14 protein-coding genes are annotated in these 20,286 nt (G+C 51.0%); 8 read left to right on the top strand and 6 right to left on the bottom strand.

Going from position 1 to position 20,286, the window contains the following annotated elements:
* Positions 1-14: 14 nt before the first annotated feature.
* Positions 15-1,700: an alpha,alpha-trehalase gene (locus tag ABFI50_RS00195; protein WP_048997474.1), complete on the bottom strand. Its 1,686-nt coding sequence runs from the start codon at positions 1,698-1,700 to the stop codon at positions 15-17.
* 420 nt (positions 1,701-2,120) lie between these two features.
* On the opposite strand from ABFI50_RS00195, the gene ABFI50_RS00190 reads away from it, so the two are divergent.
* Positions 2,121-3,461: a carbohydrate porin gene (locus ABFI50_RS00190; protein ID WP_180261659.1), complete on the top strand. Its 1,341-nt coding sequence runs from the start codon at positions 2,121-2,123 to the stop codon at positions 3,459-3,461.
* A 15-nt stretch (positions 3,462-3,476) separates the two neighbouring features.
* Here the strand turns inward: ABFI50_RS00190 and ABFI50_RS00185 are convergent, their stop codons facing one another.
* The gene (locus ABFI50_RS00185; RefSeq protein WP_023330622.1) at positions 3,477-4,433 is read right to left on the bottom strand and encodes an AraC family transcriptional regulator; all 957 of its coding nucleotides are present in this window, start codon (positions 4,431-4,433) and stop codon (positions 3,477-3,479) included.
* Between the two features lie 115 nt (positions 4,434-4,548).
* On the opposite strand from ABFI50_RS00185, the gene ABFI50_RS00180 reads away from it, so the two are divergent.
* Positions 4,549-5,736, top strand: coding sequence for an MFS transporter (locus ABFI50_RS00180; protein ID WP_014884246.1), 1,188 nt, complete (start codon positions 4,549-4,551; stop codon positions 5,734-5,736).
* A gap of 40 nt (positions 5,737-5,776) precedes the next feature.
* Here the strand turns inward: ABFI50_RS00180 and gap are convergent, their stop codons facing one another.
* Together gap and ABFI50_RS00170 are read right to left on the bottom strand one after the other, a co-directional pair.
* Entirely contained in the window at positions 5,777-6,787 is a 1,011-nt protein-coding gene (gene gap / locus ABFI50_RS00175; RefSeq protein ID WP_023330621.1) for a type I glyceraldehyde-3-phosphate dehydrogenase, read from the bottom strand.
* 78 nt (positions 6,788-6,865) lie between these two features.
* On the bottom strand, positions 6,866-7,846 hold the full coding sequence (locus ABFI50_RS00170; RefSeq protein WP_333186928.1) for a helix-turn-helix domain-containing protein: 981 nt from the start codon (positions 7,844-7,846) through the stop codon (positions 6,866-6,868).
* Positions 7,847-7,994: 148 nt separating this feature from the next.
* Here ABFI50_RS00170 and ABFI50_RS00165 point away from each other — a divergent pair, with 148 nt between their 5' ends.
* From ABFI50_RS00165 to rdrB, 4 genes are all read left to right on the top strand, one after another.
* Entirely contained in the window at positions 7,995-8,963 is a 969-nt protein-coding gene (locus tag ABFI50_RS00165; RefSeq protein ID WP_347485121.1) for a fatty acid desaturase, read from the top strand.
* Entirely contained in the window at positions 8,956-9,747 is a 792-nt protein-coding gene (locus ABFI50_RS00160) for a PhnD/SsuA/transferrin family substrate-binding protein (RefSeq protein ID WP_347485119.1), read from the top strand. Before ABFI50_RS00165 ends, ABFI50_RS00160 begins: the two co-directional genes overlap by 8 nt.
* Before the next feature lie 132 nt (positions 9,748-9,879).
* Positions 9,880-12,417: an antiviral RADAR system adenosine triphosphatase RdrA gene (gene rdrA / locus ABFI50_RS00155; RefSeq protein ID WP_347485117.1), complete on the top strand. Its 2,538-nt coding sequence runs from the start codon at positions 9,880-9,882 to the stop codon at positions 12,415-12,417.
* 8 nt (positions 12,418-12,425) lie between these two features.
* Positions 12,426-14,969 carry an antiviral RADAR system adenosine deaminase RdrB gene (rdrB, locus tag ABFI50_RS00150; protein WP_347485115.1) on the top strand — a complete coding sequence of 848 codons (2,544 nt, stop codon included), beginning with the start codon at positions 12,426-12,428 and terminating at the stop codon, positions 14,967-14,969.
* A gap of 55 nt (positions 14,970-15,024) precedes the next feature.
* Here the strand turns inward: rdrB and ABFI50_RS00145 are convergent, their stop codons facing one another.
* Positions 15,025-15,930, bottom strand: coding sequence for a LysR family transcriptional regulator (locus ABFI50_RS00145; RefSeq protein ID WP_347485113.1), 906 nt, complete (start codon positions 15,928-15,930; stop codon positions 15,025-15,027).
* A gap of 22 nt (positions 15,931-15,952) precedes the next feature.
* Positions 15,953-18,241 carry an FdhF/YdeP family oxidoreductase gene (locus ABFI50_RS00140; protein WP_047625070.1) on the bottom strand — a complete coding sequence of 763 codons (2,289 nt, stop codon included), beginning with the start codon at positions 18,239-18,241 and terminating at the stop codon, positions 15,953-15,955.
* A gap of 999 nt (positions 18,242-19,240) precedes the next feature.
* Between ABFI50_RS00140 and ABFI50_RS00135 the strand changes: the two genes are divergently transcribed.
* Both ABFI50_RS00135 and tssJ read left to right on the top strand, forming a co-directional pair.
* On the top strand, positions 19,241-19,735 hold the full coding sequence (locus ABFI50_RS00135; protein ID WP_014884240.1) for a hypothetical protein: 495 nt from the start codon (positions 19,241-19,243) through the stop codon (positions 19,733-19,735).
* A gap of 23 nt (positions 19,736-19,758) precedes the next feature.
* Positions 19,759-20,262, top strand: a complete 504-nt coding sequence (tssJ, locus tag ABFI50_RS00130) for a type VI secretion system lipoprotein TssJ (RefSeq protein ID WP_032636238.1) — start codon at positions 19,759-19,761, stop codon at positions 20,260-20,262.
* The last annotated feature ends 24 nt before the right edge of the window (positions 20,263-20,286 follow it).

Here is a 20,286-nt window from a genome sequence, read left to right as displayed (position 1 = left end):
CCGGCAATACTCCCTTACTGCGCCGCAGCTTTTACCGGCGCCGCCTCGTCATTCGCCGCAGGCTGATTTTCCGGCACGCTGTCACACGGTTTTTCTTTTGGACAGACCAGATCCAGCATTTTAAGCGTCACGCCATTACTCCAGCCGAACCCATCCTGCAGCGGGTACTCGCCACCGCCGCCGCCCGTACCGGTTGTTGATACGTCATATTTCTCCACCAGTTTCTTCTCGCGGTCGTAAGTGTGCTGCACGTTCTTCAGGAAGCGCCAGGTGACATCCATCGCCACCTTATTCTGCCCGTAATTCTGCAATCCTTCCGTCGCCACCCACTGCAGCGGAGCCCAGCCGTTTGGCGCATCCCACTGCTGTCCGCTGTTGATCGTGGTGGTGGTTATGCCGCCCGGTTTCAACAGACGCGCGGAGGTCGCCGCGGCAACTTTATCGGCACGCTCCTGCGACGCCGCCTTCACGTAGAGCGGGAAGAGAGCGGCCGCGGTAAGCTGATTACGCACCTTCTTACTCTTGAGGTCGTAATCGGCATACCAGCCCTCTTTATCATTCCACAGGTGATTCTCAATGGCTTTCTGACGCGCGGTTGCCAGCGCCTCGTATTGACTCGCCGCGGCGCTGTCGCCTGCCTCCTGGCTTGCCCGCGCGAGCAGTTTTTCCATTTTAAACATCAGGGCGTTCAGATCGACGGGCACGATGCTGGTGGTGCGGATCGTGCCGAGTTTTTGCGGATCGTCCATCCAGCGGGAGCTAAAGTCCCAGCCCGAGGCCGCTGCGGAGCGCAAATCACGGTAGATCTCAGTCGCGGGTCGGTTAGGGTTGTTTTTGGCGGTATTGACGTCGTCAAGCCAGGACTCGGGGCGCGGAGTATCGCGGTCATCCCAGTAGCGGTTGAGCACCGAACCGTCATCCAGCTTCACCACGCGCTGGTTAGCTTGCCCTGGCTGAAGAGAATCCACGCCCTCCATCCAGTAGGCGTACTCTTTTTCCATCTGCGGGCGATATTTCTTTAGCGCATCGCTGTCGTGCGTCGCCAGCAGTTCCACCATCATGGAGAAGAACGGCGGCTGGGAGCGGCTCAGGTAGTAGCTGCGGTTGCCGTTGGGGATATGTCCAAAGGTATCAATCTCCCAGGCGAAGTTATCCACCATATCGCTGATTTTGTCCCAGTGGCCGCTTTCCGCGAGACCCAGCATGGTGAAATAGCTGTCCCAGTAGTAGACCTCGCGGAAGCGTCCGCCGGGCACAACGTAAGGCTTCGGTAACGGCAGCAGGGAATCCCATTTATTACTGGCTTTATCGGTGGTACGCGTCAGTACGGGCCAGAGATCGTCAATATGCTCGCGTAAACTTTGTCCTGCGGGCGGAACATACTTTTCGCCTTCCGCAGGCAGCGTGAAGTTCATCTCTACAAAGTGGCGCAGATCAAAGCTGGACTGGGTGTGCTGCATCCGGTAATCCGCCAGGATCATCAGCGGATCGCTTTTGGGGACGGCATCAGCGAAGGTTTTCTGATCGGGAAACAGTTTGGCACTTTGCACATCATTAAAGAGAGGGCCAAGTAAAATATCGGGGGAATTTTTCTGGAACGCAGGCTGTTCATCAGCATAACTCAATGTCGTCGCACCGAGCAGCGCGCCTCCCAGCGCGAGGTGCAAAAGAGCAGGGCGTAAAGTACGAGGTCTTATCATCTGTTCGTCTCCTGTATTCGCTGAGCAGCGTGACCGCTGTTATCAATCACCTGAAAACCTTAGACGAATATCGACCGCTTCGCGTGTTCAATATCCCATTTTGCGCAGAACCAGACAATTTACCGCTTCGCCCGTCCGGTCCGGCCGGGAGGAATTAGTTGTGCAAATGAAATTAAAATAATTATGTCTTTAAATAATCATATATATTGCACGTTAAAATATACATAAACCTAATGAAATAAGAGTGTGAAGCGGGTGGTCTTTCTTCTCTTCATAACCGCAAGTTTTCTTTGTGCCGATCACACAAGTTAAAAATCATAATTACGTTGTGAAAAAACATAATAGCACCGTTGAAGGTATTTGGTGGAAATGGCTGTGCTCGATATTTGGGTATTCACTTTTATAATCAGGATGGATTCTATGCAATTAAAGAAAACGGTAATTCTGATAAGCGCATTCTATTCCGGCGCACTTTTGGCGGCACAACCCTCAATGAACGTGGAAGAAAAGCTGGCGCAACTGGAAGCGCAAATTCAGGAGCTTAAACAGCAGCAGGCCGCCGCGACGCAGGCTGCGCCAGCCGTTGTGGTGCAGTCGGAAGAGCCGGTTAGCAAAACCGCTCCGCCAAAACTGACGCTCTCAGGGTTTGGTGATATTAAATTTTACGGTGATGTGGAATTTAATATGGATGCCGCCAGTAAAACGGGTAGCCTCACGTCTGTTAAGCAAAGTGCTAATAGTGACTGGGCGCCGGGCGATAAAGAACGCTGGGATATTAACGGACGTATTTTATTAGGCTTTGATGGTTATCGTAAAATGGATAACGGCAATTTTGCCGGGTTCTCCGTCCAGCCGCTCGGCGACCTCGCCGGGCAAATGTACCTGGATGATGCGGTATTCTTCTTTGGCACTGAGAATGACTGGGAAATAAAAGTCGGACGCTTTGAGGCCTATGACATGTTCCCGCTCAACCAGGATACGTTTGTGGAATACTCCGGGAATACCGCAGACGATCTCTACAGCGACGGCTACGGCTATATCTATATGCTGAAGGAGGGGCGTGGGCGAACCGACAGCGGGGGCAACTTCCTGATGAACAAGACGCTGGATAACTGGTATTTTGAGCTGAATACCCTGTTTAAAGACGGCAGCGATTTGTATGTCGACCAGCGTTATCACGGTGCAGAACTTGAGAACGACAAAAATGTGGCCTACGTGCGCCCGGTCATCTCGTGGCAGAATGGGCCGTTTTCCAGCGCGGTTGCCATGGAGACCAACCTGGTCAACAACGCTTATGGCTATCGCGACGATGCCGGGCGCTGGGTAGACCAGTCAGAGAGAACGGGCTACGGGTTCACGATGACCTGGGACGGGCTCAAAACCGATCCGGAAAACGGAGTGGTCATGAATCTCAACACGGCTTATCTGGACGCGACGGGCGAAACCGACTTTACCTCAGCTATTAATGCCCTCTGGCGTAATTTTGAGTTGGGTTACATCTATGCCCATAACGAAATCGACGGGTTTAATACCTCAACGTTTGACGCAGAGTGTGAAAACGACTGCTGGATAACCGACCCGGGCGAGTATGACATCCATACCATCCATACCTCGTACCTGATCCCGAACGTCATGAAGATGAAAAACTTCAACATCTATCTGGGCGCGTATGCGTCATGGGTCAATGCATCCCCGAAAGAGGGTGACAATAAAAATGACGATCGCTACGGTGGTCGCGTGCGCTTTAAATACTATTTCTGATGTCCTGTCAGTCGGTCAGACCTCTTCCGGGGTCTGGCTGACTTCCCGAAGCGTGCCCGGCGCATGGCCGATGATGCGCTTAAATGCCCGGCTAAACGCCGCCAGAGACCCGTAACCGAGCCGCAGCGCGACGGTTTCAATCGGTTGATTTTCATGGCGAATATACTGAATAGCCAGTCGCATTCTGAGCTCGCTGAGATATTTTGCCGGCGTCGTCCCCGTCGCCGCCAGAAACCGTTCAGCGAACACGGAGCGGGAGGTGCCCGCTTCTTTCGCCAGATCCGCCACGCTCCAGTTCAGGCCCGGCTGCTGGTGCATGGCGTAGATGGCCCGGCTCAGACGCGGATCGCGTAAGACCTGCACCCAGCCCGTCGCTTTACCACAGCCTGCTTCAACCCAGCCCCGAACAATCAATGCCGCCACCACGTCAGCCAGACGGGCGAGGATCCCGGCAAACCCGACCTGACGCGTCATGGACTCGCGCTCCATCGCGGCCAGCAGCGGATGAATTTCCGGCCAGGTGGACATCAACCGGCTGACCATCATCACTTCCGGCATCGCTTTGATCAGCGGCTGCATGCCGCCCAGCTCAAAATCCATACACCCGCTAAAGATGATGGTGTTTTCGCTCTCCGGGCAGGGCTCACAGGTAATGGCACAGACCGAACTACAGATGGGCTCGCTGGGGAAAGCGTTGACTGGAGTGATGGTTGCCTTGTCGTCAGAGAGCAGGGCATGGGCATTACCGCCAGGAATAAACAGCGCATCGCCGCTGCTCAGTTCGAAGGTTGCACCGCTGTCCATTCGCAGCAGGGCGTTGCCGTGGCTCACAAAATGGAACTGCGCCTTGCCCGGTGCCTGATGGAACGCGACGCCAAACGGTGCACTGGCTTCAATCCGGCGGTATTTCACCCCCGACAGACGCATGCCGCGTAAAAGTTCGCTGATCAAATCGGGTGACTGTGCGGTCATGGCGTAACTCCGGACGAATAATCAATAAGTGGAGATTATATGTCATAGATCGTCCAGGGTGAACCCTCTATGCTTTTGCGACAGTTGTCACACTTTTATAACGGGAGATCAACAGATGAATGCATGTGTCGAGGCGAGAGAGGCCGTCGCGCCTGCCAAACCCGCCTGGCGAGCCGTCTATTCACTGGGGCTGGGGGTTTTTGGTTTGATAACGGCGGAGTTCCTGCCCGCCAGTTTGCTGACGCCGATGGCCGCGAGCCTGGGCGTCAGTGAGGGGATGGCCGGGCAGGCCGTGACCGCCACGGCGCTGGTGGCGTTAGTCACCGGACTGCTGATCACCCCGGCGACCCGGAAAATCGATCGTCGCTGGGTATTGATGTTTTTCTCCGTGCTGCAAATTATCTCCAGCCTGCTGGTAGCCTTTGCGCCCACTCTGCATGTTCTGCTGATGGGGCGTCTGTTGTTAGGGGTTGCCATCGGTGGGTTCTGGGCGATGTCGACGGCCACAACAATGCGTCTGGTTCCGGCGGACAAAGTGCCGAAAGCGCTGGCGGTGATCTTCTCCAGCGTGTCGATCGCCACCGTGGTCGCGGCCCCGCTGGGGAGCTATCTGGGAAGCCTGATCGGCTGGCGCAACGTCTTTATTCTCTGCATTCTGCCGAGCATGCTGGCGCTGCTGTGGCAGATCTGGGTGCTGCCGTCCATGAAGCCAGAGAGTAGCGGTAGCCTCGGCACATTGTTCCGCGTGCTGCGCCGTCCTGGCATGATTGGCGGCATGCTGGCGACCATTCTGATCTTTAGCGGCCATTTCGCCTTCTTTACCTACCTGCGCCCGTTCCTTGAAACCGTCGGACAGGCAAATGTTGAAACCATTTCGCTGATCCTGCTGGGCTTCGGGCTTGCCAACTTTGTCGGCACCTCCATTGCCGGGCATCTGCTGGCCCGTAATCTGCGCCTGACGCTGGCCCTCGTGCCATTCGGCATGGGCATACTCGCGCTGATGATGGTGGCGTTTGGTCATCTGGCGATGCTGGACGGATTACTGGTGGCGCTGTGGGGCTTTGCGTTCGGTCTGGTGCCGGTAGGCTGGTCAACCTGGCTTGCCACCACCGTTCCGGATGAAGCCGAAAGTGCCGGAGGGCTGCTGGTGGCGTCCATTCAGCTGGCGATTAGCGCTGGCGCGGCCGGGGGCGGGGTGGTGTTTGACCTCAACGGGGCCAGCGGCGTGTTTGCCGGAAGTGGTTTCCTGCTGGTGACGGCGATGGTCATTGTATTTATGGGCGTGAAGGTCAAAGCGGCGTGATTTTATGCCGGGTGGGTGCTTATCCCACCCGGCTTGAGGCTTACAGCCCTTTTTTATCCATCAGCACCGCCAGGTCCACCAGGCGGTTGGAGAATCCCCACTCGTTGTCATACCACGCCAGGATCTTCACCATGTTCCCGCCAATCACCAGCGTGGAAAGCCCGTCGATAATGGAGGAGCGCGGATCGCCCTGATAATCGCTGGAAACCAGCGGTTCATCGCTATACCCCAGAATGTCTTTCAGTGGCCCACTGGCTGCCGCACTGCGGAATGCGTCATTCACCTCTTCGGCAGTCACGTTACGGCTCAGGGTGACCGTCAAATCGACAATCGATACCACCGGAACCGGCACGCGCAGGGAATAACCGGTCAGCTTACCATCCAGAGAGGGGATGACTTTGCCGAGCGCTTTTGCAGCGCCGCTGGAGTAGGGCACAATCGACAGCGCCGCCGCGCGTGCACCGCGCAGATCTTTTTCCGGCTGATCGTGCAGTGCCTGGCTGTTGGTATAGGCATGCGTGGTATTCATCAGGCCATGCTCAATCCCGAACTGCTGATGCAGTACCTGCGCGGCCGGAGCCAGACCGTTCGTGGTACAACTCCCGTTACTCACGACAACGTGCTGAGCCGGATCATAGCGATCGTGGTTCACGCCCATGACGACGGTCAGATCGTCGTTCTTGCCGGGCGCGGAGATGATGACGCGCTTTGCACCACCGTGCGTGACGTGCACCGCCGCTTTTTCCCGCTCGGTAAAGAAGCCGGTGGCTTCAATTACCACATCCACGCCAGCTTCACGCCACGGAATATTTGCCGGATCGCGTTCGCTAAACACCACGATCCGCTGGCCATCAACCTGCAATGCGCCGTCAGCCGCTTCAACCGGTGCGGGCAATTTACCCAGAAGGGAATCGTGTTTCAGCAGGTGGGCGAGGGTTTTGCTGTCCGTCAGATCGTTAATGGCCACAATCTGAAGATCCGGGTTACCCAGCGCTGCGCGCAGGAAATTACGTCCGATTCGGCCGAAACCGTTAATACCGACCTTAACCATGGTGCACTCCTTATCTCTGTTGTCTGGAGTCACTGTAGGCGTCAGGCCGATTGGCGTAAACGACAAAAAAGGATCAGATTACGCCATCTTGCGACAGTGGAAGCGCTGGCGGTACTCGCCCGGGGTAAGGTGGAGCTGTTTCTCAAACACGCGGCGCAGGTTAATGCTGGTGCCAAACCCGCTTTGCTCAGCAATGCGCTCAAGGGAATCAGGGGTTTGCTCAAGCAGCTGTCTGGCGGCGGCCAGGCGCGCTTCGGTCACGTAGCGGGCAGGTGGAACGCCTGCGTCCCGGGTAAAGACCCGGGTGAAATTGCGCGGGCTCATCGCCACTTTCTCGGCCAGATTTTCTACGCACAGGTCGGCAGTGAGGTTCTGTAGTATCCAGCCCTGCAGATCGCTTATTGGCCCGGACGCGCCGGACGGCTGCAGGCTATAGCGGCTAAACTGCAGCTGACCGCCGGGGCGGCGCAGGTACATCACCATATCCTGCGCCACGTCGCGGGCGAGGGTGAAACCATAGTCATCCTCCACCAGCGCCAGAGTGAGATCAAACCCCGAGCTCACGCCGCCGGAGGTCCAGACGGGACCATCCTGAATATACAGTGGACCGCCTTCGACGCGGATAGCCGGATACTGGGTTTGCATGGTCTCCAGCAACCGCCAGTGGGTGGTTGCGCGACGACCATCCAGCAGGCCGCTCTGGGCCAGCAGCATCGCGCCGCCGCAAATGGAGGCTATCCGCCGGGCATGCGGCGCAGCAAGGTGCAGCCAGTCCACCACCGCCGTGCTCTCCTGCTCGTTCATCCCGCGTCCGGTGATGATAATGGTGTCCAGCGGTTCACGCGGATCCAGTTCAGGCAGACGATAATCCGCCAGCAGATTCAGGCCGGACTGACCGTGGATCACCTGGTGCGGCTGCGTGGTGGCGATAATAATGCAGTAGCGGGGGTGCGCAAGCCCTTCCGGGTGCAGCCGGTTAGCCTGCATCAGAATGTCGGCGATACCGGCGGCTTCAAACAGCATGCCGCCGTCAGGGACGATAATTAAGATCTTCTTCATGTCCTGAAAAGTACCTTTATCACAGAATAAGTCAAGCCGCGCGTGGCCCTCTGTTTCTGGCAAAGCAAAGCGATTTAAGTTCTTTGTCATTTCAGACGTTATCCCCGATCGTCAGGGTAGTGTCTCTGGCGAAACGGCGTCTGAAGGAATGGGTAAACGAAGATCTCTCTATTTGCATCCGCAACAGCGCGATCGCATCCACCATCTTGCATCAGGATTTCTGTGGCGAAGCGAGCTGCCCACATGGCTGCTGATACTGACGATTTACGCTGGCTGGTTTGCCACGCTGACGTTCTGGCAAACGCTCGGCCTGCTGCCCGCCACGCTGCTGCTTATCTGGTTTACCGCCTGGTACATGTCCCTGCAGCATGAGTTGATCCACGGGCATCCCACGCGTTTTGCCTGGCTTAACCAGCTGTTTGGCACGCTCCCGCTGGCGGTCTGGTATCCCTATGGCCTGTACCGGGATTCCCATCTGGCGCATCATCGTCACGACAGTCTGACCATCCCGGTGGATGACCCGGAGTCGTACTATTTTACAGAGGCGAGCTGGGCGCGCTTTTCCCCCTGGCAGAAGCGCATGATCCAGGTCCGCAATACCTTCTGCGGGCGGATAGTGCTGGCACCGCTGCTGGATATTTTGCAGACGCTGGGGATCGCCGTGGCGGCCTTTCGTCAGCGTCAACGGCGGGCGATGGCGATGTGGCTGGTTCACGCTGTGCTTCTGGCGGCGCTTTTCACCTGGATGGCGCATAACGGCTTTTCACCCGTCTGGTTTGTGCTGGCGGTAAGCTATCCGGCGCTGGCGCTGACCAAGGTCCGTTCCTTTTACGAACATCGCGCGGCGGACGATCCGCTGGCGCGTTCCGTCATTAACGAGGCTGGGCTATTCTGGCGGGTACTGTTTTTAAATCTCAACTACCATTCCATTCACCACGATTTACCGGGCGTTTCCTGGTATGGGTTACAGACGATCTACCACCAAAACCGCGAGGCGTACCGGCAGCGTAACCACGGTTTTGTAGTCAGGGGCTATGGCGAATGGCTACGCCAGTTCTTGACCCGGCCAGTGGCGGTCACCGTTCACCCCGGAAAACAAGAGGAAAGATATGAGTAACCTGCTGGCGTTTCCCATGTATGCCGTGGATCGCGCCGACACTCGCGCGCTCTGGCTGGCGGTACAACAACGTCTGGCCGACCGGGGCGTGTACGTCGAGCGTGTCCCCCGCTGGCCCGAATCGGACCTGCTGAACCACTGGCAGCAGCCGGCGCTGATTCTCAGCCAGACCTGCGGCTACCCGCTGGTCACGCAGCTCCCGGAGGTGCAGGTGGTGGGCTGTTTTCATTACACGGCAGCGGGATGCGAAGGGAGCCACTACCGCAGCTTTCTGGTGACGCGCCTGGAGGATCGGCCTCTTACGCTGGCGGATTTTCGCGGACGCCGGGCGGTCTGTAATTCACCTGACTCGCAGTCCGGCTATCACGCGCTGCGAAAAAAAGTGGCACCGTGGGTGACCCGCGCCCCTTTCTTTTCGCAAACGTCATTCAGCGGCAGCCACCGTCAGTCGCTGATTGACGTCAAACGTGGGAAGGGTGACATCGCCGCTATCGACTGTGTCACCTGGGCACTCCTGCTGCGTCATGAGCCGGAAGCGTTGGCGGGTCTTACGGTGATTGATCAAACTCCGCTAACGCCGGGTTTGCCTCTGATCTCCGCTGGCGCTACTTCACCCGCGACGCTCAATGCCATCCGCGATGCACTAACGACGCTGGTCAGCGCGGCGGAATACCGTGCCGTTTGCGAGGCGGTACTCATCAACGGTTTCAGCGTGGTTGTGAGGCAGGCCTATTCTCAGTTGCTGAACAACGTCGTTCCCGAAGCGTCCCTCCATTACATATAGGCTTATCAGGTATGTCTCTCCATTTTGTAAATAAGAATTGTCTTTAAAAGTAGTCATGGGCGTAAGTAATTGATAAGATTAAGTTGCAATAAAAACCATTCTAATGTTGATTATTATATTTCGTGAGGGACTATGCCAAGCAGTATTATACTTAATCTTGATGCACCTGAATATAAAGATGACTTTCACTCAGCAGATGAGAACAATGAGCAAAGTGAACTATGGCAACAAGATGCTAACATTCGATTGATTTCTTTATTAGATAAAATGGGTAGAGAGGCTAGGAAATATAAAAAAGAGCATGAATCGAGATGTACGCAATTTCCCAGTAAACTGCATAGTTATCATCATGCAATTTTCGTTAGTGGAGCCAGAGGAACCGGTAAAACTGTATTTTTACGTAATGCACAAGCAATCTGGTCCAAAAAGGGAAAAAGTCAAAATGATTCCCCTAACCTTCACTTTATAGATGTTATCGATCCTACTCTGTTAAACATTGGTGACAGATTTTCTGAGGTCATTATCGCTTCGGTCTATGCTTCTGTAGAAAAAGTATTAAGGAGGCCTGAAAGTAATCAATTACATAAAGATAATTTCTTTGAAGCTTTAAAAAAACTCTCTGGTTCACTTGGGGAATCAGCAGAGCTAAATGAATTAAGAGGAATAGATAGGATTCAGAAATACCGCTCTGGAATACATATTGAACGCTATTTTCATGAGTTTTTAATTGCAAGCGTAAATTTATTAAATTGTGATGCATTGGTATTGCCGGTCGACGACGTTGATATGAAAATTGATAACGCATTCGGTGTTCTTGATGATATCAGATGCTTATTGTCTTGCCCATTAATACTTCCTCTGGTGAGTGGTGATGATGAATTATATAGACATATTACCACAATGCAATTTGAAAATGCCTTAGCAGCAGGAAGAATGTCAACGAGAGTTAAAAATGCCGCAGAGCAACTTTCTTCAGCCTATCTGACCAAAGTTTTTCCATTCCACGATCGCTTGCCATTGCTGCCGGTTCAGCAACTCCTGCCAAATTTAGTGATAAAATATGGAATGCAGCAGATAAGCTATCCGGGTTATGAAAAACTGATCAAAAGTGTATTTTATCCACTTTGCAACGGTAACGAACGTAGTACCATTTGGCCGCAGCCCGATAGCGCACGTACCGTTTCGCAACTAGTCAGATTACTTCCTCCTGAAGAACTTTATTCGAGCAAGGAAAAATCAGAATCTCTGTGGAGTAACTTCTTTGTCTGGGCTGAAGATCGTCGAGATGGCATTGCAATCACTAATGCTGAATCGTATCTGAAAATTATGGAAATGTCCTCAGCCAGTCAGCTAGATTTTCACAATTTGCCGGCGTTTAACCCATTATTACAAAAAGAACGCTATACCTGGGCCGATAAGGATTTTTATTCTCAGCAGTATGCCAAAATAAAAGAGCTACGGGCCCATGATACAAACTTTGAAATTTTAGAAACAGTTTTCCCTCAGGCAATGGTAGGTGCTTCTTCAGAGGAAACTAATATCCTGAGGAGTATGCCAGAGTTAGAGTTTATAATGGAACCAATGTTTATTAGTAAAACAACGGCTGAAAATAAACATGGTAATAAGGAATTACTGGCAATTTATACGCATAGGGATTACTATAGTCAGCAACAAAATCGAAGGTATCATATATTTTTTAGTCGTGCTTTTGAATTGTTATCATGGTCCATGTTAGCTATTACAAATAACTTGCCTGACGTTTTTCTTGAAGAGGGGAAATTCAAGGAGAGTTTTATGTCAATTTTTTCAAAAGCGCCTTTTTATTCAATTTTCGCTGTTAATCCAACAAAAGTTATTACTGAAGATAGCAGTGAAAGTGGAACGGATGATAATTTGGTTGAGTATGATGAAACTGTTTCTAAATTCGCCAGTGAATTATATGAATGGTTTAATGATAATCGGTTACCTTCACTTCAGGGTCTTAATTTAATACCACTAAACAGTATGGTGTTCAATAAGGTATTCTCTCAGCTAAACGTGCTAAAGTTAAACTTGTTGGATAAGAAAAAGATTAAGGATGAACATCTTTCTGATTTGGCTCGTAGATTCCAGTATATTTATATTAATGCACTAACAACCTTCCTAAAAGAAGGTTTAATCATTAATGCTAACGTCGCGACGGGTGCCCGTTCTGATGTTGTGAGAAAATTCTCGGAATTCTCTAAAGCAGATCGAACGTTGTTCAGAAACATATCTGGAGTAGTTTCAGCTAGTGGGAATACAGCCCTTACTATCAAACTATTAACTGATTCTGATTATGCAAAATTAATACAAGCGATGTGGTGCAACCCGATATTTTTTTCTTCGGATGTTAATGAATACCCTATCGGTGATACTATTTTTGAGGGGGATGCCAGTCATAGTTTAAAGAATGATTTTTTATCTGCGACATCTTTTGAAGAAATTAGAATTCTGTATGGAATGGATTCAGGGAATGAAAGTATTATAACGGCTGAAGTGGTTGAGTGGGCTAGGGATAAAATAGATATTGCCAATGTAATCTTAGATAAAATAATGAGCAATTCAAAAATGAAATCAAAGATTCAAGGTAATAATTTTATTGCCAGAATGTACAATGGTCTTACATTTGCAATTGAACATTACCGTTAGGGGATAATATGTTTAATCAAGATCCTTATTGGTTGATTCCTGTGACGACATTGTCTTCAGATCGCCTTTTTTATCATCATTTGATGAATCATGCAAATCAACATTCAACTTATACGAATGGTCAACAAAATGAGAACAATATACTTACTTCAGCCGCACGTGATTATCAACATTATTATGGAGGGCGGCTTCGAAACGAAGACATTGTCAACAATATTAACCATTGGTGCTATAAAGAGTCACATATCAATGTGTTAGATATTCTTACAGAATTGGCCAACCATTTTTTACTGTGGCAGGGAGATTGTTTTGAAGTTAAGGGAGAACGACTCGAATCATGGTTGATGATCTGTTCTTTACTGGATCCAGCCTGGATAATATCCACCGCCTATAGTCAATTAGTAAAACAGAAAGTTCTATCAGAGGATGATCTGATATCATTACTGACGGGAAGACAATGTCCTTTTGCTTTTCCAGGGGAAAGGAACGATACTGTTTATGCCGATAATCACGTTCATTTCAATGGGCATGGATATACCTCATTATCAATGCTCAGTTTCATAGATGGTGATTTCAGACTTAATAAAAAAATTAAATGGCCGCGAAGAGAGGAGTATACTCTTTTTGAAAGTGGACTTTTAAATAAACAAAAAATCCCAGATTATTTGTCTGGTTATGTATCGTGCATTATTAAGTTTTTATCTCATTCTGATAAGAATAAAGCTATAGAATATAGAGTGCTAGAAGATGCTTTGCATGGTTCTTCTAACAATGAAGATGTGTGGAATATACAGCAAGTTAAACAATTTCTGCCTTTTGTGACTATGCAGCAAAGGTTATTACATGCATCTGTTGACGAGCGTTTTCGTGGGCATCATCGCTGGTTACTATTTTGCATTGCCGTTCTGACTGATACTCACAATACAGACTATCGGAATTGTTTGATGAATTTCGTTCGCTGCAGCAATGTCTTGCGGAATTACATGGTTGTATCTTCTGTTGGATTAGGACAATTTGTAGAGTATTTTACCTCAGGTGTCAGACGAGCAGATAAAAAATATTTTGAAAGCGAAGGGATGAAGTATGATTTTCTTGAAGGGGTTTGTCGAGAATATCGTGTATCACCTGATTACGTCCTTGGTAAAAATAAGCCAAATATTTACCATAATAAAATCATGGACTTCTATGCCAGGCATGAAAAAGAAAATATTCTCGAAAAATCGCATTTAGTTGTTCATTTTACTCGTGGTTACCCCGATAAAAAACGACCAAACGACAAAAGATTAGAAAGTTACAGGGCTAATCTTTTGAGCCAAGTGCGTGGCCTTGAAATGTTTAATTCTTCTGTGACTTTGCAGGAAGAGGCATACAAAAGTAATATTGGCGATATGCCCCAAACAGTAGATGTCAGGCGCTTAGTCCGGGGGTATGATGTAGCGGGAAATGAAAATGAATTACCAATAGAGGTATTTTCCCCAATACTTAGAGTGCTTAGGGCAGGAAAACACCCAAAAGGACTTTCATTATCAACAAGACTCCAGCGTCCCTTTATTACAGTACATGCCGGTGAGGATTATAGTCACTTGCTAAGCGGACTTAGGGCTTTGGATGAAGCCGTCGAATATTGTTTACTAAGTGTAGGTGATCGGTTAGGGCATGGTCTGGCGCTTGGTGTTAAACCTGCGAGTTGGGCAAAACGTCAACGGCGAGCTTATTTGACAGCGGGACAACACCTCGATAATTTAGTATGGGCTTATCATCAAGCTGTTCAGCTTTCACAACTTACGGTTGAGCATATTCCTGTGATGCATGAGTTACGTGATAAAATTCACTACTGGTCGCATCGACTTTACAACGCCGTTTCGACACCTGGCTTGTTATATCAGGCGTGGCTATTAAGACGAAACTGGCCCGATTTCAAGACGATGCAACCAGAACTTGCTAATTTTTATGAGTGGGTGCCCGATGCAGATTTGTTAATGAATGATGATGATCATAAAGATTTGAGTCCGAAAACGCTTTGGCAACGGTATCTTGATAGTGGTCTCGAAGAGAATAATCCTTTTAATCATATAATATCAGTAAATTGTCAGCCAGATGGTGGTGATAAATTCGCTGGTGGACGTGCCGACACTGATGTCATTTCTTGTGGAGAATTACGATTATATGAGGCTATTCAGGATTTCTTGATGGAAAAATATTCAAGGAAAGGGTTGGTGATTGAAGCTTGCCCGACATCCAACATATATATTGGGCGGTTCGAAAAATATCAGGAGCATCCTTTATTTCGGTGGAATCCACCCAACCCGGATTGGCTAAAACCCGGTGGGCAATGCAATCGTTTTGGGTTAAGAAGCGGTCCATTAGCGGTGTGCATAAATACTGACGATAGTGCACTCATGCCAACCACAATCGCAAATGAGCATCGCTTAATGAGAGAGACAGCCATCCAAAGTTTTGGTATTGGAGCATGGATGGCTGACATGTGGATAGATGCTATTCGAAGGAAAGGGATTGATATATTTAACAAAAACCATATAAATCAATATTGAAAACCATTGTTTATATAATTAACTTTAAGGAGAGATATGCTATCAATGTTTCTCCTTAGCAACAATTGCCTTCATGAACAGGGCTATAAATCTCCTGCGCGTCGGTAAAACAGCGCAGCGCCAGGGAGGAGAGGGGTTTTTGCCTGCGCATTATCAGGCCGATGGGCGCCTCAATGTTCGCGTCGGCGATGGGGACAATCCTGAAATGGTTGTTTAGCGCCTCAAGCCCGTTGTTCAGCGGCATCACGGCGCAGCAAACGCCGCTCTGAACCGCCTGAATAATCTGGAACGTAGAGTCGCTCTCGAAAACGGATCTGGGTTCGATTCCGGCGGCGGCAAAGCTGGCCTCCATATGCGCCCGGTAATGCATCCCTTTTGTCAGGAACCCCAGCGGAAAATCCGTCAGGTCCTGCCAGGTCAGCGGCGTCGGGTCCAGCTGGAAATGACGAATATCATGCAGCAGGCCCATCTTCGTCTCAGGCAACTGAATAATGTCAAACAGGCTGGTATCGATGCTGTTGAGATAGCAAATACCCAGCTCCAGCTGGTTGCGGCTGACGCCATCGGCAATGTGTGCAGAGGACATGGAATAGAGGCTGTAGGTCAGCTCCGGGTATTTTTGCGTCAGCAGGCGGATAAAGATCATCGGATCGACGCTCGCCAGCGGAACCATCCCCAGGCGTAATTCACCCACCACCTGGCCTTTGCACAGCGCGGCTTCCGCCTGTAGTCCGTCGTGAGCGGCAAGCAGAGCACGCGCCCACGCCAGGATCCGTTCGCCCTCTGGCGTAAAACCCTCAAAGCGCTGTCCGCGCGCAATCAGCACCAGACCGAGCTCCTCTTCCAGGTTGCGGATGCGCATGGAGAGGGTCGGCTGGGTGATGTTGCACTGCGAGGCCGCTTTACCAAAATGACGGGTCTCGTCGAGCGCAATTAAGTATTTTAGCTGTTTAATATCCATGGATGACTCTTCGCGAACAGCCTTACAGCATTCGGATCTCTTTCGAGCGCAGGATGATGCGAACCGGAACGGATTTGTAAGACGGTGTACCGCTGTCCTTATCCAGATAATCGAGCGGCACCAGCACGTTGGCCTCCGGGTAATAAGCCCCGACTGAACCCCGCGCGATGTGGTATGCCACTACGGTAATGTCTTCCAGACGCTGAACGCTGCCGGGCAGGGCGGTTTCGATATCCACGCGGTCGCCGTGTTCGAGCCCTGACAGGGCCATATCCTCTTCGTTCATAAACAGCACGTCGCGGCGGCCAAACACGCCACGGTAGCGGTCGTCCAGAGCATAAATGGTGGTGTTGTACTGATCGTGGCTGCGCAGCGTAATCAGACGCAGAACATGCTCGCCTTCACCGCTGGCGTTCTCGTGTACGCCGTCGAATACGGAGAACATCGCTTTTCCCGTCGCCGTTGGCCAGACGCGTTTCGTTGGGGGAAGCGGCATACGGAAGCCGCCCGGAATACGGATCCGCGCATTGTAGTCCTCAAAGCCCGGGATGGTCTGCTCGATCAGATCGCGGATACGGTCGTAATCTTCAACCAGCGTCATCCAGTCCACGCGGGTCTCCTGCAGGGTGGCTTTCGCCATGCCGGCGACGATGGCGGGTTCTGAACGGAGTAACGGTGAGGCGGGTTTGAGCTTGCCGGACGAGGCGTGCACCATCGACATGGAGTCTTCGACGGTAATGGACTGACGACCGGTGGCCTGAACATCCAGCTCGGTACGGCCAAGGCACGGGAAAATAAACGTCTCTTTACCCACCAGCAGATGGGTACGGTTCAGCTTAGTGCCAACGTGAACACTCAAATCAAGGTTACCCATTGCCGGGAAGCCGTTCTCGTGGTCGGGCATCGCGACGGCAAAGTTACCGCCGAGGCAGATAAGCGCTTTCGCCCGACCGTCGATCATGGCCTGGGTCGCCTGCACCGCATCATGCCCATGGTGAGAAGGGGGCTCAAAGCCAAACACCTCTTTCAGACGGTTCAGGAAGGCCGGGGTGGGCTTCTCGCTAATCCCGACGGTACGGTTCCCCTGAACGTTAGAGTGGCCGCGAAGAGGGCATATTCCCGCACCGGGCTTGCCGATATTTCCGCGCAGAAGCAGCACATCAGCGATCAGCCGGACGTTTGCCGTGCCTTTATTATGCTGGGTAATCCCCATCCCGTAGGTAATGATGGTGGCGTTGGATTTCGCATAGGCCTCGGCCACCTTTTTGAGTGCAGCCTGGCTGAGCCCGGACTCGCGCTCAATGTCATCCCAGCGCGTCTGCGCGATGTCGGCGGCAAAGTCATCAAAGCCCTGGGTGTGTTCTGCGATAAACGTGTGGTCGAGCACGTTACCGCGTTCGGCCTCCATTTCCAGCAGGTGTTTGGCCATACCTTTCAGCGCGGCGGCATCGCCTCCGGCCTTCACCTGGAAGTAGGTCGAGGCGATGTCCGTTGAGCTATAGGTTGCCATTTCAATGACGCTTTGCGGGTCAGCAAAACGTTCCAGGGCGCGCTCGCGTAACGGGTTAAAGACGATAATCGGCACGTTGCGTCGCGCCAGCTCATGAAGCGTACCCATCATCCGCGGATGGTTCGTGCCGGGGTTATGGCCGATGGAGATCACCAGCTCGGTGTTATCGAAGTCGTCCAGTGAGACGGTGCCTTTCCCGATCCCGATGGAGCGGGGTAGACCGACGCTGGTGGCCTCGTGACACATATTCGAGCAGTCGGGGAAGTTATTGGTGCCGTATTCGCGTGCAAACAGCTGGAAAAGATACGCCGCTTCATTAGAGGCTCGCCCGGAGGTATAGAACTCGACCTGGTCCGGTTCAAGCTCGCGCAACACCTCGCCGATACGTTGAAACGCCTCGTCCCACTCAACCGGCTTGAACGTGTCGCTTACCCGGTCATAGCGCAGAGGATGCGTCAGACGACCATACCCTTCCAGCTCAAAGTCAGATTTAGCCAGCAGAGAAGAGACGGTGTTTTCCGCCAGGAACGCGGGGGTAACGCGTTTGCTGGTGGCTTCCCAGGTTACCGCTTTGGCGCCGTTCTCACAAAACTGGAAGGTCGATTTGTGTTCTTTATCGGGCCACGCGCAGCCCGGGCAGTCAAAACCATCAGGCTGGTTGGTGCGCAGCAGCGTGGCGGGGGCATCAAAGGTATCCATCTGGGTACGTACCGCAATGGCTGTCGCTTTTAGCGCACCCCAGCCGCCGGCAGGGCCATCATAGTGTCTGATACCGGGAACTGAGCGTCTTTTCTTGTTCATACCTACTCCTGACTTGTTCGGTCATACCGCGCCTGCGCCCGTCAATCCACTAAAAAGGGCAATAAGTTAAAGCAATGAGGGTCGGGTGGGGAAGTGCCCGCGACGCAACATAATTGCTTATCTTAAATGCTATTTATTACAGTGGCTTACTTGACTGGCGGCTTAAATATTTAAAGAAATTATAACGTTTTTTTATCATTTTAATAATAAATTATATCTATCATCCAGTAGGTGGGATAGATAGCGGTGGGCGAGGAAGGATGTAGCACCGATAAAATTTCGAATGAAGGCTCAGGTCGATTAGAAACAGAAATGCCACGGCTGGCAGGGGGTATAGCACCTTCAGGATTAAAATAGGGACCTGAATGTTTATTCTGGCTTAATGATTAATGGCTGTTTTTAAGTCTTATGCGGTAATTATCACAGCGTGAAATATAAAGTTATTTTGAGCAGTAAAATTAACGCCCGCGTCATAAGTGAAATAGGCGTCCTGCGAGCGAGCAGTACGGTTAATATTAAAGATACTCTGTTAGTGCAACAAATAATTCATCGGCGATATATTCTTTTGACATCACCAATAGGAGAATTCTACTAATTATGGTAGTGGCGATAATAGCTTTATTGCGTTAATGAAAGTCGTTCTCTTTTGTGTTTTTTATTTTTACAACAATAACTTACATCTGTGTGTGGAGTGAAAATAAGTGAAGGTAGGCCATGTCGGGTTTTTTTATCAGATAAATCCTATAATGTTTCGACTGCTTCATTAACCGCCACTTACGTAGCGGTAAATATTGAATTGATGCGAAGCTCATGTAAACTTGTTTACCGTTTGTCAAAATATGTCAGGAAGACGCTGGGCCTTATTCTGATAGGTTCGTGCGGTAGCTATGCCCTCAAAATAGTAACACCCCGAAATTATCCTGACTATTTTAACAATAGCACCTAAGTCAAATTTCATCCCCTTATCTCCATTATCGAAATATCGCTACGGAAAAGCATATGAAAATGCGCGTACTGTTTTCACTTCTGTTTGTCATGGCGGTGGCGGGCTGTAAAGCGCCACAGAAACCTGCAATCAACGACGACACGATCGTGACCAGTCAGGTCAACGGTGTCACCTTAACGCACCGTCACGCCGTGTTGCCGCCGACGGAATTCACTCCGCTCAACGAGCCTTATCGTGCCATGTATCCGGCTTCCCTGATGAGCCGTCCTGACTTTGGCGGAAAGGTTATCCGTACGCTGGAAACTGGAAAAACCTACGTGGTGCTGGGTCAGGTTGAACACTACTGGATGGCGCTTGCCGATGAGGGTAATGACCAGCTGATTGGTTACGTCCCGATGCGTGCAGTTATCAAAGCCGACCAGTATGAAGCGACCGTCCGTAAACAGGCCATTCGTCCTAAGGCGCGTAAAAAAGCGACCTGCGTTGATGTCGATGGCAACAGCAAAGCCTGCAAAGACAGCGCTAACGGTACCTGGATCCTGAACTAAACGGCTTTCGTGGGCGTATTTTTATGAATAATAAAAATTTTCATAAGCTGTGGTTGGTCTTTTACGCGGCGGTTTTCGCCCTTGTGAGTGGTTGTACGTCGTCTTCACACAGCGACCCCTCCCGCTACAATCTGCAGTTTCAGGCTCATCCACAAATCAATGATTCTGCGCCGCTTAAAGTCCGTGTGCTGTTGTTGAAATCCGATGCGGATTTCATGTCCAGCGACTTCTATTCCCTGCAGAACAACGCGTCAGCAACCCTTGGCGCGAATCTGCTGAACAGCGATGTGTTCTTCCTGATGCCGGGACAGCTGTCGAAAACCCTCAGCGGTCAGAGCGATCCCGAGGCTCGCTACATCGGCGTGATGGCGGAATATCAGAAGCTGGATGGTAAAAAATGGCGCGTGTCTCTCCCTCTGCCTGTGCCAGGCGACAATCATATCTACCAGTTCTGGAAATGGTCCGCGGATGAACTCCAGGCCAACGTTTTTCTCGACGTAAATGGCATTCGGGTCATCAGCCAGTAACGCGCTTCACAACAGGAAACACAT

It is taken from the genome of Enterobacter sp. HNDS-6, assembly GCF_039850505.1.
Taxonomy (GTDB): Bacteria; Pseudomonadota; Gammaproteobacteria; order Enterobacterales; family Enterobacteriaceae; genus Enterobacter; species Enterobacter kobei.
This window is presented reverse-complemented; position numbering and strand designations above follow the sequence as displayed.

Coding starts and splice junctions, on each gene's coding strand:
- ABFI50_RS00195 (WP_048997474.1), bottom strand. CDS start 1,700: ATGATAAGACCTCGTACTTTACGCCCTGCTCTTTTGCACCTCGCGCTG.
- ABFI50_RS00190 (WP_180261659.1), top strand. CDS start 2,121: ATGCAATTAAAGAAAACGGTAATTCTGATAAGCGCATTCTATTCCGGC.
- ABFI50_RS00185 (WP_023330622.1), bottom strand. CDS start 4,433: ATGACCGCACAGTCACCCGATTTGATCAGCGAACTTTTACGCGGCATG.
- ABFI50_RS00180 (WP_014884246.1), top strand. CDS start 4,549: ATGAATGCATGTGTCGAGGCGAGAGAGGCCGTCGCGCCTGCCAAACCC.
- gap (WP_023330621.1), bottom strand. CDS start 6,787: ATGGTTAAGGTCGGTATTAACGGTTTCGGCCGAATCGGACGTAATTTC.
- ABFI50_RS00170 (WP_333186928.1), bottom strand. CDS start 7,846: ATGAAGAAGATCTTAATTATCGTCCCTGACGGCGGCATGCTGTTTGAA.
- ABFI50_RS00165 (WP_347485121.1), top strand. CDS start 7,995: ATGGGTAAACGAAGATCTCTCTATTTGCATCCGCAACAGCGCGATCGC.
- ABFI50_RS00160 (WP_347485119.1), top strand. CDS start 8,956: ATGAGTAACCTGCTGGCGTTTCCCATGTATGCCGTGGATCGCGCCGAC.
- rdrA (WP_347485117.1), top strand. CDS start 9,880: ATGCCAAGCAGTATTATACTTAATCTTGATGCACCTGAATATAAAGAT.
- rdrB (WP_347485115.1), top strand. CDS start 12,426: ATGTTTAATCAAGATCCTTATTGGTTGATTCCTGTGACGACATTGTCT.
- ABFI50_RS00145 (WP_347485113.1), bottom strand. CDS start 15,930: ATGGATATTAAACAGCTAAAATACTTAATTGCGCTCGACGAGACCCGT.
- ABFI50_RS00140 (WP_047625070.1), bottom strand. CDS start 18,241: ATGAACAAGAAAAGACGCTCAGTTCCCGGTATCAGACACTATGATGGC.
- ABFI50_RS00135 (WP_014884240.1), top strand. CDS start 19,241: ATGAAAATGCGCGTACTGTTTTCACTTCTGTTTGTCATGGCGGTGGCG.
- tssJ (WP_032636238.1), top strand. CDS start 19,759: ATGAATAATAAAAATTTTCATAAGCTGTGGTTGGTCTTTTACGCGGCG.